Genomic DNA, 12,503 nt, shown 5'->3' on the forward strand with positions numbered 1-12,503 from the left:
GACTCCCGGTTCTTGGGCCAATCTGTGCCATAAAGAGTGCGCCATAAAAGAGATGGCGGCACGATGATGGCAGCGCGCAAGGGGCGTAATTTATAGTAATTCTCATATAGATTTAAAGCGCTGGATCCATTTGCCTGAGAAATAACCTCATTTGCCGACCTGTCACCCGGCTTAAATTCCGCTCCGGGGTTCTCGTTTACAGGACAGCTTCCCGTGTCTGTCGGTCCACCGACAGCGTTCAACGGCGCGGATCACCGCCGCGATCGCCGAGCGACGGGCCGATTTTCACCGGCTGGAACCCCGCATGAAACGTCCCCGCCCCACCCGACGCGCCCTGTTTGTCACGCTGTGCCTGATCCCCATCGTGGCCCTGGCCGCCTGGCAAGTGATTCCGCCGGGGCGTGAGAAACTCGCCACCGCCGCCGTGACCCGCGCCGATATCGAAAACAGCGTGACCGCCCTCGGCACCCTGCAACCGCGACGTTACGTCGACGTCGGCGCTCAAGCATCCGGGCAGATCCAGAAGATTCATGTCGAGGCCGGCGATCAGGTCAAGGAAGGCCAATTGCTGGTGGAGATCGATCCCTCGACCCAGAAGGCCAAACTCGACGCCGGGCGCTTTTCCATCGACAACCTCAAGGCCCAGTTGCAAGAGCAGCGTGCCCAGCACGACCTGGCGCAGCAAAAGTACCAGCGCCAGCAGCACCTCAAGGCCGGCGGCGCGACCCGCGAAGAAGATGTACAAACCGCCCGCGCCGAAGTGCGGGCGACCCAAGCGCGCATCGACATGTTCCAGGCGCAGATTCGTCAAGCCCAGGCCAGTTTGCGCAGCGATGAAGCGCAGCTGGGTTACACGCGGATCTACGCGCCGATGTCCGGCACGGTGGTCGCCGTCGGCGCCCGGGAAGGCCAGACGCTCAACGCCCAACAACAGACGCCGCTGATCTTGCGCATCGCCCGGTTGTCACCGATGACCGTATGGGCCGAGGTGTCCGAGGCCGATATCGGCCAGGTCAAACCCGGCATGATCGCCTGGTTCACCACGCTCAGCGGTGGCAGCCGGCGCTGGAGCAGCACCGTGCGGCAGATTTTGCCGGTGCCGCCGCGCCCGCTCGAACAGGCCCAGGGTGGCAGCCCCACCAGCGGTCGCAGCGGCAGCGAACGAGTCGTGCTTTACACCGTGCTGCTGGATGTCGACAACGCCGACAACGCCTTGATGACCGACATGACCACCCAGGTATTTTTCGTCGCCCGGCAGGCGCAGAACGTGCTGACGGTGCCCACCGCCGCCCTGCAAAACGGCACCGCGACGGATCGCCAGGTGGCGCAAGTGGTGGCAGCCAACGGCGAGGTTCAGCGCCGCGAAGTTCGCACCGGGATCAGCGATCGGTTACGCACACAGATTCTCGACGGGCTGGCGGAAGGCGAGCATGTGCTGAGCGCTCCGCTCACTGCCAGCGGAGGCTGAATGCAAACGCCCCTGATTGACCTGCGACAGATCCGCAAAGCCTACGGCGGTGGTGACAGCCCTTTGGTGGAGGTGCTGCGCGGCATTGACTTGTCGATCCACGCTGGCGAATTTGTCGCCATTGTCGGCGCCTCCGGTTCCGGCAAATCGACCCTGATGAACATCCTCGGCTGCCTCGACCGCCCCACCAGCGGCGACTACTTGTTCGCCGGGGAAAACGTCGCCAGCCTGGGCAGTGACGAGCTAGCCTGGCTACGGCGCGAGGCCTTCGGCTTCGTGTTTCAGGGGTACCACCTGATCCCGTCCGGCTCGGCCCAGGAAAACGTCGAGATGCCGGCCATTTATGCCGGCACTCCGGCGGCCGAACGCCATGCCCGCGCGACGGCCCTGCTCGAGCGTCTCGGCCTGGGCTCGCGCACCGGCAACCGTCCGCATCAGCTTTCCGGTGGCCAGCAGCAGCGGGTGTCGATCGCCCGGGCGTTGATGAACGGCGGTCACATCATCCTCGCCGACGAACCCACCGGCGCCCTCGACAGCCACAGCGGCGCCGAAGTCATGCGCCTGCTCGACGAACTGGCCCGTCAGGGGCATGTGGTGATCCTGATCACCCACGACCGGGAAGTGGCCAGGCGAGCCAACCGGGTCATCGAAATCCGCGACGGTCTGATCATCAGCGACACCGCCACACCCCCCTCGGCAGCTCCCCGTACGGCCCGCCCCGGCGCACTGCAAGCCGTGGACCTGCGCCAGCGCCTGAGCGTCGGCAGCGAGGCCAATGGCGCCTGGCAAGGCGAACTGCTGGACGCGGTTCAGGCGGCGTGGCGCGTGATGTGGATCAACCGCTTCCGCACTGCCCTGACGCTGCTGGGGATTGTCATTGGCGTTGCATCGGTGGTGGTGATGCTGGCAGTGGGCGAAGGCAGTAAACGACAGGTGATGGCGCAGATGGGCGCCTTCGGTTCCAACATCATTTACCTCAGCGGCGCCGCGCCCAATCCGCGTACCCCGCCCGGAATCATTACCCTCGACGACGTCGCCGCGCTTGCCAACTTGCCCCAGGTGCAGCGAATCATGCCGGTCAACGGTTCGACGGCCGGCGTGCGTTTCGGTAACGCCGATCACACTGCCTATGTGGGCGGCAACGACACCAACTTCCCGAGCATCTTCAATTGGCCGGTGGTTCAGGGCAGCTATTTCACCCAGGCCGATGAAGACAGTGCCGCCGCGGTCGCGGTGATCGGCCACAAGGTCAGGGAGAAACTGTTCAAAGACCTGATCGACCCGATCGGCCAGTACATCCTGATCGAAAACGTGCCGTTTCAGGTGCTCGGCGTGCTGGCCGAAAAAGGTTCCAGCTCCGGCGACGCCGACAGCGACAACCGCATCGCCGTGCCCTATACCGCCGCCAGTGTGCGGCTGTTCGGCAGTCGCAACCCCGAGTATGTGGTGATCGCCGCCAAGGATGCGCGCAAGGTCAAAGAGGCCGAGCAGGCGATCGAACAAGCGATGCTGCGTGAGCACAAGGGCAAGCGCGATTTCGAACTGACCAACAACGCCGCCATGATCCAGGCCGAGGCCCGCACCCAGGGCACGCTGTCATTGATGCTCGGTTCGATTGCGGCGATTTCGTTGCTGGTCGGCGGCATCGGCGTCATGAATATCATGCTGATGACCGTGCGTGAACGCACCCGGGAAATCGGGATTCGCATGGCCACCGGCGCCCGTCAGCGCGACATCCTGCGCCAGTTTCTCACCGAGGCGGTGATGCTCTCGGTGGTCGGCGGTGTCGCCGGGATCGGTCTGGCGCTGCTGGTCGGTGGCGTGCTGCTGCTCGGCAATGTCGCGGTCGCGTTCCAGTTGTTCGCCGTGCTCGGCGCCTTCGGCTGCGCCCTGGTCACCGGTGTCATCTTCGGCTTCATGCCTGCCCGCAAGGCTGCCCGGCTCGATCCGGTCACGGCCCTTACCAGTGAATGATCGACCTATGAAAGTGCCCCTGGCCCTTCTCGCCGCCAGCCTGTTGCTGGTCGCCTGCAGCAACCCTGCGCCGCGCCCCGACAGCGGCCTGCAACCCCCCGCCGCCTGGCAATCGCCGAACACCGCGGCCGCTGCACACAGCAATCGACAATGGTGGATGCAGTTCGGCAGCCCGCAGCTGAATCGCCTGATCGAACAGGCCAGCGTGGGCAGCCATGACCTGGCCGCCGCCGTTGCCCGGGTGCAGCAGGCCCAGGCCAGCGCCACCATTGCCGGCGCCCCGTTGCTGCCCGAACTCAAGGCCGGCCTCAATGCCAATCGCCAACGCTTGCTGCATGGCAAGGGGTACAGCCAACTGGACGTCAGCCCCGATAATCGCTCGCTGAATTATTACGATGCCGAACTGAGCGCCAGTTACGAAATCGATTTCTGGGGCGGTAAACGGGCGGCCCGGGACAGTGCCCTGCTCGGCTTGCAGGCCAGCGAGTTCGACCGGGCCACCGTCGAGCTGACCTTGCAGAGCGGCGTGGCCAACAGCTACACCCAGGCCCTGTCGTTGCGTGAACAGCAGCGGATCGCCGAGCTGAACCTGGCCAATGCCCAAAGCGTTTTGCGATTGGTGCAGACCCGCTACAACGCCGGCAGCGCCACCGCACTGGAACTGGCTCAGCAAAAAAGCCTGGTGGCCGAACAGCAACGCAAACTGCCGCTGGTGCAGCAACAGGCCCGGGAAGCGCGGATCACCCTCGCTGCCCTGCTCGGCCAACCGGTGCAGGCACTGACGCTGACGGAGCAGCCGTTCGATCAATTGCATTGGCCGGACATTGCCAGCGGCGTGCCCAGTGAACTGTTGAGCCGTCGCCCGGACATCGCCAGCGCCGAAGCCAAACTCGCCGCCGCCCAGGCCGATGTGACCGTCGCCCGCGCGGCGATGCTGCCCACCCTGACACTCACCGCCAGCCTGGGCACCGGCGCCGACCTGGCCTCGGACCTCATGCGCACCACCTTTTACAACCTGTCCTCGGGGTTGGTGGCGCCGATCTTCAATAATGGTCGCCTCAGCACCGCCCGCGACAAAGCCACGGCGCGCCAACAGGAACTGCTGGAAACCTATCGCGGGGCAATCATCAACGGCTTCGCCGATGTGGAAAAAGCCCTCAACAGCATTCATGGGTTGGACGAACAACGTCAGTGGCAAGGGGAAGAACTGAGCCAGGCGCAGAGCGCTTTCGACATCGCCCAGCGCCGCTACCAGGCCGGCGCCGAAGACCTGCTCACGGTGCTGCAAACCCAGCGCACGCTGTATGCCGCCCAGGATTTGAATGTGCAACTGAGATTGTCGCGGTTGCAGGCCAGTATTGCGCTGTACAAGGCGTTGGGTGGGGGGTGGCAGGTGCTCTAACTCAGTGTGAAATTTGAGATCGCTTTCGCGAGCAGGCTCGCTCCCACATTGGATTTGCGTCGTGCACAAACGTTGTGTTCAGCGATGTCCAGTGTGGGAGCGAGCCTGCTCGCGAAAGAACGATAACGCGGTCCATCTGATTAAACCGGCCATCCCTTGACCTTCAAATGCCGCGCATACCACGGCCGTCGCGGCACTTTGCGCAACAGCTTGCTCATGTTGTCTTCATCGCCAAAGGTAATGCGCAACGCCAGCTTCATGGTTTCCGGGTCCATTTCCACCGAGCGCCCCGTTTGCAACCCCGGGGTCGTGCTGCAGCCATGGGTGTCCGGCCCGAGCCAAGGATCGCCCACTTCCACCCAACGCCCCGGCGCAAACCATGGCACGCCGTTAACCTCCAGGCGGCTCAGCTCGCCGGGGTGAAAACGCTCATGGGCGCGGAACCAGTCTTCGAGGCGATCGTCGATCCAGCCGTGGAAACGCCAGAATACCGGGTTGACGTGGGACGAAAACGGATCGCCGAGAAAGTCGTTTTCCGGGGCATACCAGCGCGCCGCGAAGTCGGCCTGATCCCGGGCCATCGGCACCGGTATGTCGTTGGACGGGTCCCGCGCCACCGACGCCCAGCGCATGTGCAGCCAGTCGTGCAGGCCCAGCTCGACCTCCGAGCCGAACTGGCCGAGGGTCAGTTTCGACAGGTAACGCGGATCCCGGTACTGCGACTCCCAGACCTGGAAGTTGCTGTGATAGGTCTCTGCGGCTTTGATGTCACTGACCCACTTGGTGTATTCGTCATCGCCCTCGGTCAACCAGGTCGGCGGCAAGGCATTGCCGTCGTGATTGTCGAAATAGCGCGCGAAGCCCTGGCGATCACGCTCGAGTTCCGGCTGCGGCAAGGGGAACGCCGGCCATGAAGGCAGATCCTGCATGGACCGGGCGATGCCGAGCATGTGCCGGTGCATGAAGAAAAAATCGATCCCCGAACCGTTGCGGTCCTTGCGCGGCCCGCGAGCATCACGCTCCTTGTCCCGTGGGCCGGGTTGCCAGCCAATACCGCGCAACGCCTCGCGTTTTTTCTCCGAGAGCTTGTGCCATTTGTCCCGGGACGCGTGCCAGAGCTGATGAAACAATCGATGCTCGGGGGACACCAGCCACGCCAGAAACGCCGGATTGAGGGCAGTTCGCTCCCGCGCTTCGGGAAACCGGCGCTTGATGGCGATAAAACGACTGTCGCGTTCGGGCAAACCCAACGGGCGATTCAGGCTCAGCACCTGGCCGCTGAACGTACCGCTGCCGGCGTTGCCGAAAGCTGCCCAAACCTCATCGAGCTTTGCCTTGAACTCATAAACCGGCGCCACCAACGGGGCGTCGGTGCGCATCAGCCGCCAGTACAGCTCGGCGCCAGTGGCCGGTGCCAGATCGCCGATGACCTGATAGCGCGGCTGGCCTTCCCCGCGCAGGTGAGTGCCGGTGTCCAGGTAACCGCGCAACCCTCGCCCGCGATGAGCGATGTCGAGAAACAGCTCCAGCCCGCCCTGCGGCAAGCCATCGAGCCCGGCATCGCTGCCGACGAAACGAATGTCCCAGACCCCACGCAAGCTGTCGGCCAGTTGCTGGCCGGCGGTGCTGGCCAGGTCGACCGCGGCCTCCCCCGGCGTGATCGGTTCCTTATCCCGGGTCAACTCACGATGAGCATAAAAAGCGGCCGGCACCACAGCGCTCGTGAGCGCCAGGCCCGCCATGAACCAGCGTCGAGAAATCGTCATTGCCCTACCTGTGTCAGCCCTGAAGCAGGCTTTATCCAAGCTAGAACGTTTGTTGCCTCTACAAATTTAAATGCGATCCCTGTAGGAGCTGCCGAAGGCTGCGATCTTTTCGGGGCCGCCGGAGAGCAAGATCAAAAGATCGCAGCCTGCGGCAGCTCCTACGGGGGATCGCATTTCAAATGTAGGCGTTGGCGCAGCCTGTGATCTTTTTCGGGACCACCTAAATTCCTGTGTCGTCCACTCGTTCCTCCCAGATAGCAAAGGCCCCTGCGCCTGCACCGGGGCGGCGAACCTGACTGAGATGGCGATGACAAAAACACGTTCGAAAAAAGCTCTGTACCTCGGCCTGCCACTGGCCCTGGCCATCAGTGCCGGCGCAGGCTGGCTGGTCTGGGATTACGGGTTCAAGGACAACCCCGGCTACCCGGTCAAGGTCATGAAACAAGCCACCGAACTGCAGGAGCGGATTCTGTCCTTCGACAGCCACATCACCGTTCCCCTGAGCTTCGGCGCCCACGGCAACGAGGCCGACAAGGACGGTTCCGGCCAGTTCGATTTGATCAAGGCCAACCGTGGCCGACTGTCCGGCGCAGCCCTGACGGTGTTCGGCTGGCCGGAAATGTGGAACGGCCCGAATGCGCCGCACAGGCCCACCGACGGTTTCGTCGAAGAAGCACGCAACCAGCAGGAGGTACGCTACAAAATCATCTCCGGCCTGGTGCGCGACTTCCCCAATCAGGTCGGCATCGCCTACACCCCCGACGACTTCCGACGCCTGCACGGCGAAGGCAAGTTTGCGATTTTCATCAGCATGCTCAACGCCTATCCGCTGGGCAATGACCTGAACAAACTGGACCTGTGGGCCGCCCGTGGCATGCGCATGTTCGGTTTCAGCTACATCGGCAACAACAGCTGGGCCGATTCGTCACGACCGCTGCCGTTTTTCAACGACTCCCCCGATGCCCTCGACGGACTGTCGGACATCGGCAAACTGGCGGTGCAGCGCCTGAACGATCTGGGCGTGATCATTGATGTGTCGCAGATGTCGACCAAAGGCCTGGAACAAGTGGCGCAACTGAGTCGCACGCCGATGGTGGCCTCGCACTCGGCGCCACGGGCCTCGGTGGACATCCCGCGCAACCTCAGCGACAAGGAGCTGCAGCTGATCAAGAACAGCGGCGGTGTGGTGCAAGTGGTCGGTTTCTCGCAATACCTCAAACCGCTGACCCAAGGCACACAGGACAAACTCAACGCCCTGCGCGCGCGCTTCGATCTGCCGCCATTGCCCAACCTGGCGATGGCGCTGATGCCCGGCGACCCGATCATCACCGCTTGGTCTGAACAGAAGCTCGGTCAATACGCCAGCGGTCTGTATGCCATTCTCGAAGAAGAACCCAAGGCCACGCTCAAGGACCTCGGCGATGCCATCGATTACACCGTGCGCAAGGTCGGCATCGACCACGTCGGCATCGCCTCGGACTTCAACGACGGCGGCGGCATCAAGGGTTGGGAAAATGTCGGCGAGATCCGCAATGTCACCGCCGAACTGATCCAGCGCGGTTATTCCGAAGCCGATATCGCCAAGCTCTGGGGCGGTAACTTCCTGCGGGTCTGGGAACAGGTGCAGAAAGCCGCGAAGCCCACGCTGATTTCTCGCCAGGAACCGGTCAAGCCATGAGCGACCGTCGGACCTTTCTGAAACAGGCCGGGATCCTCGCCGCCTGCCTGCCATTGGGTGCCAGCCTCGGCTCACCGGTCGCTGCCGCGCAGATGCAAGCCCTGCCCCGGGACAAATGGGCGCAATTGCGTCAGCTGTTCGACCAGGACCCGAACTACATCCACTTCGCCAATTTTCTGGTGACCTCCCACCCCAAACCCGTGCGCGAGGCCATCGCCCGTCACCGCACCGCGCTGGACCTGAATCCCGGGCTGGCCATGGACTGGGACCAGGGCGTGACCCACCAGCGCGAAGAAAACGTGCGGCTCTGGGCCGGCCGGTATTTGCAGGCCAAACCGACACAGATCGCCCTCACCGGCAGCACCACCGAAGGCCTGGCGATGATTTATGGCGGCGTGCAGGTGCGCCCCGATCAGGAAATCCTCACCACGGTTCACGAGCACTATTCCACGAACAACATCCTGCAGTTTCGCAACCAGCGCGATGGCACCCGGGTGCGCAAGATTCAGTTGTTCGAACAGCCACAGTCGATCTCGGCCGATCAGGTGCTGGATACCCTCAACCGCAACATCCGCCCCGAGACCCGCGTACTGGGCATGACCTGGGTGCACTCGGGCAGTGGCGTGAAGCTGCCGATCAGCGACATCGGCGGACTCGTCGATGAACACAATCGCCAGCGCGACGACCAGGACCGGATCGTTTACGTGGTCGACGGCGTGCACGGCTTTGGCGTCGAAGACTTGAGCTTCCCGGCAATGAACTGCGACTTCTTCATTGCCGGCACCCACAAATGGATGTTCGGCCCCCGCGGCACCGGCATCGTTTGCAGCCGCAGCGAAGAACTGAAAGACGTCAGCCCGAGCGTGCCGACCTTCTCCGAAGCCACGACCTTTTCCACCACCATGTCCCCGGGCGGCTATCACGCTTTCGAACATCGTTGGGCCGTGGACGAAGCGTTCAAATTGCACCTGGAACTGGGCAAGGCCGACGTCCAGGCGCGCATCCATCAGCTCAACAGCTACCTGAAACAACGATTGCAGGAGCAGCCGGGCGTCGAGCTGGTCACCCCGGTCGATCCGGGGTTTTCGGCAGGGTTCAGCTTCTTCCGGGTCAAGGGTCAGGACAGCGATGCCATGGCCGCTCACCTGATGCAAAACCGGATTGTCAGCGATGCGGTCAGCCGCGACGTCGGCCCGGTGATCCGTACCGCGCCGGGCCTGCTCAATACCGAAGCCGAGGTGGACCGCTTCATCGACGTGCTGGGTAAAAAACGCTCCGCGTGAACCCTCGCTGCGAGGCACCGTTTTCCTTTAACCGAGACGACTTATGAAAACGCTCCAAATGCCCTCTTCCCTGCGAACCCTATCGGCCCTGGCGCTGACCGCACTGCTCGCCGGCCCGCTGCCCGGCACCGCACAGGCCGCAACCCCGCCCGCCCCCGGCAAGGTGTTCAAGGACTGCAAGGACTGTCCGGAAATGGTCGTGCTGCCCGCCGGCCGCTACACCATGGGCACGCCAGAGGATGAAGTCGGCCACCAGCCCGATGAAGGTCCGCTGCATGAAGTGACCTTCACCCGCCCTTTCGCCATCAGTCGCTTCCAGGTACTGGCCGGCGAATGGGACGCATACGTGCGCGCCACCGGCAACACCCCCGCCGACTTCGATGATCGCCCGGGCCGGCGCTGCACGGCCGGCAAACCCAGCTTCAAGCAGACCGCGCGCCACCCGGCCGTGTGCATGAACGCGGCCGAGGCCCAGGGTTATATCGCCTGGCTGTCGAAGAAAACCGGTCATGCCTATCGCATGCCCAGCGAATCGATCCGTGAGTACGCCGCCCGTGCCGGCAGTACCGGGTCTTTCCCGTTTGCGTTCGATGAAGGCGCCGATTACCAGATCTCGAAAAACGCCAACACCTATGGCGCCGCCGACGGCTACAACTTCACCTCCCCGGCCGGCACCTTCCCGGCCAACGCCTTTGGCATGTACGACATGCACGGCAACGTTTACGAGTGGGTCGCCGATTGCTACCGCGAAGACTATGTCGGCGTGCCCAGCGACGGCAGCCCGTGGCTGGAGCCAAACTGCAAACGCCAGGTGATGCGCGGCAACGACTGGGGCGAAGCGCCGGTGTTTTCCCGCTCCGGCAATCGCAACAGCAGCCTGCCCACCAGCAGCGGCGACTGGCTGGGGTTTCGCGTGGTGCGTGAGCTCTGAATCCTCTGTGGCGAGGGGCTTGCCCTTGTGGGAGCGAGCCTGCTCGCGATGACGGCGGCACCTTCAGCATCAATGTTGCCTGACCCACCGCTATCGCGAGCAGGCTCGCTCCCACAAGTTTGCGCGGCTTTGCCTACCAGCATTAGGGCCTGCCCCCTCACCACAGGTCTTGTGACTAACCGGCAATTACCCTCTGCAGCCGATTAAATAAACCCCGCAACCATTCGTTTTCCTTAAGTACCGGCACTCCCTCCGCACTCCGCATCGAAGCAGGAATCCTCCATGACCAAGCCAACGCGTGGGGCGATCAACGAATTGTTCGCCCTGCTCAAGCCCTTCCGCCTGATCGTCTCTGTGTCCATCGTGCTCGGCATGATCGGTGGTCTGAGCGTCACCGTGTTGCTGGCGACTATCAACAATGCCCTGCACTCCGCCGATGGCCTGACCCGCACCGTGGTGATGATTTTCGCCGGGCTGTGCGTGCTGGCGCTGCTGACTTCGATTTTGTCCGACATCGGCACCAACTACGTCGGGCAGCACATCATCGCCAGGCTGCGCAAAGAGCTGGGGGAGAAAGTGCTGTCGGCGCCGATCGACCAGATCGAGCGCTACCGCAGCCACCGGTTGATCCCGGTGCTGACCCATGACGTGGACACCATCAGCGATTTCGCCTTCGCCTTCGCGCCGCTGGCGATTTCCCTGACCGTGACCCTGGGTTGCCTCGGCTATCTGGCCATGCTGTCGTGGCCGATGTTTCTGATGATGCTGGTGGCCATCGTCATTGGCACCGCAATCCAGGCCATCGCCCGGGCGAAGGGCATGCGCGGCTTTTACGCGGCGCGAGACTCCGAGGACGAGCTGCAAAAGCACTACAACGCCATCGCCGAAGGGGCCAAGGAACTGCGCATCCACCGCCCGCGACGTCAGCGCATGTTCGTGTCCGGCATCCAGAAGACCGCCGAGAAAATCTGTGACACCCAGATCCGCTCGATCAATACCTTCGTCATCGCCAAGTCGTTCGGCTCGATGCTGTTTTTCGTGGTCATCGGCCTGGCGCTGGCCCTGCAATCGTTCTGGCCCAGTGCCGACAAAGCCGTGATGAGCGGTTTTGTGTTGGTGCTGCTGTACATGAAAGGCCCGCTGGAACATTTGGTCGGCACGCTGCCAATCATCAGCCGGGCGCAGATCGCGTTTCGCCGGATCGCCGAACTCAGCGAACAGTTTTCCTCCCCGGAACCGCACCTGCTGCTGGAAGATCAGGGCCACACACCCGGCCCGGTCCACAGCCTGGAACTGAGCAACGTGCGTTATGCCTTCCCGCCGGTGGAAGGCAGCGAGCCCTTCCGCCTCGGCCCGGTCAACCTGCGCATCGAGCAAGGCGACATCGTATTCATCGTCGGTGAAAACGGCTGTGGTAAAACCACGCTGATCAAGTTGCTGCTGGGGCTTTACGCGCCCACCGAGGGCGAAATCCGCGTGAACGATCAGCCGATCACCGCCCTCAACCGCGATGACTACCGGCAGCATTTCACCACGATATTTGCTGACTATTACCTGTTCGATGACCTGATTCAGGGCGACCGGCAAGTGCCGCAGGATGCCACGCGCTACCTCGAACGCCTGGAGATCGCGCACAAGGTCAGCGTGCGCGACGGCGCGTTCAGCACCACCGACCTTTCCACCGGCCAGCGCAAACGCCTGGCGCTGGTCAATGCCTGGCTCGAAGAACGACCGGTGCTGGTGTTCGACGAATGGGCGGCCGATCAGGACCCGACCTTCCGCCGCATTTTCTACACCGAACTGCTGCCCGACCTGAAGCGCCTGGGCAAAACCATCATCGTCATCTCCCACGATGACCGCTACTTCGACGTGGCCGATCAACTGGTGCGCATGGAGGCCGGCAAGGTCAAAAGCGAACTGCAACCCGCGTAATCGACGAGGCCGTGGCCGACCGGAAAAATAATTTTCCGGTTTGCCGCGGCCTCCTCGTCTTAATGAGAT

Annotated in this window: 8 protein-coding genes; 7 read left to right on the top strand and 1 reads right to left on the bottom strand. The window is 63.1% G+C overall.

Annotated features, from left to right (window positions below; all coding sequences use genetic code 11):
* The first annotated feature begins 304 nt into the window (after window positions 1–304).
* From KGB14_RS17445 to KGB14_RS17455, 3 genes are read left to right on the top strand one after another with little or no spacing between them, the layout of a single operon-like run.
* Window positions 305–1,468, top strand: a complete 1,164-nt coding sequence (locus KGB14_RS17445) for an efflux RND transporter periplasmic adaptor subunit (RefSeq protein ID WP_223487994.1) — start codon at window positions 305–307, stop codon at window positions 1,466–1,468.
* Window positions 1,469–3,442, top strand: a complete 1,974-nt coding sequence (locus KGB14_RS17450) for a MacB family efflux pump subunit (protein WP_223487995.1) — start codon at window positions 1,469–1,471, stop codon at window positions 3,440–3,442.
* Between the two features lie 7 nt (window positions 3,443–3,449).
* Complete coding sequence (locus KGB14_RS17455; protein ID WP_223487996.1) at window positions 3,450–4,844, top strand: efflux transporter outer membrane subunit; 1,395 nt, start codon at window positions 3,450–3,452, stop codon at window positions 4,842–4,844.
* Between the two features lie 140 nt (window positions 4,845–4,984).
* Here KGB14_RS17455 and KGB14_RS17460 read toward each other — a convergent pair whose 3' ends face one another.
* Window positions 4,985–6,610 carry a PvdJ/PvdD/PvdP-like protein gene (locus KGB14_RS17460; protein ID WP_223487997.1) on the bottom strand — a complete coding sequence of 542 codons (1,626 nt, stop codon included), beginning with the start codon at window positions 6,608–6,610 and terminating at the stop codon, window positions 4,985–4,987.
* 307 nt (window positions 6,611–6,917) lie between these two features.
* Between KGB14_RS17460 and pvdM the strand changes: the two genes are divergently transcribed.
* The 4 genes from pvdM to KGB14_RS17480 all read left to right on the top strand — a co-directional run bounded on the left by pvdM (window position 6,918) and on the right by KGB14_RS17480 (window position 12,434).
* Window positions 6,918–8,288 (top strand): pyoverdine-tailoring dipeptidase-like protein PvdM, encoded by a 1,371-nt coding sequence (gene pvdM / locus KGB14_RS17465; protein ID WP_223487998.1) that lies wholly within the window; start codon window positions 6,918–6,920, stop codon window positions 8,286–8,288.
* On the top strand, window positions 8,285–9,571 hold the full coding sequence (locus tag KGB14_RS17470) for an aminotransferase class V-fold PLP-dependent enzyme (RefSeq protein WP_223487999.1): 1,287 nt from the start codon (window positions 8,285–8,287) through the stop codon (window positions 9,569–9,571). Before pvdM ends, KGB14_RS17470 begins: the two co-directional genes overlap by 4 nt.
* A 43-nt stretch (window positions 9,572–9,614) precedes the next feature.
* The gene (locus KGB14_RS17475) at window positions 9,615–10,502 is read left to right on the top strand and encodes a formylglycine-generating enzyme family protein (protein WP_223488000.1); all 888 of its coding nucleotides are present in this window, start codon (window positions 9,615–9,617) and stop codon (window positions 10,500–10,502) included.
* A 282-nt stretch (window positions 10,503–10,784) separates the two neighbouring features.
* The gene (locus KGB14_RS17480; RefSeq protein WP_223488001.1) at window positions 10,785–12,434 is read left to right on the top strand and encodes a cyclic peptide export ABC transporter; all 1,650 of its coding nucleotides are present in this window, start codon (window positions 10,785–10,787) and stop codon (window positions 12,432–12,434) included.
* The last annotated feature ends 69 nt before the right edge of the window (window positions 12,435–12,503 follow it).

Origin of the sequence: Pseudomonas sp. A-RE-19 (genome assembly GCF_019956555.1) — a bacterium.
In the GTDB taxonomy this organism is placed as follows: Bacteria; Pseudomonadota; Gammaproteobacteria; order Pseudomonadales; family Pseudomonadaceae; genus Aquipseudomonas.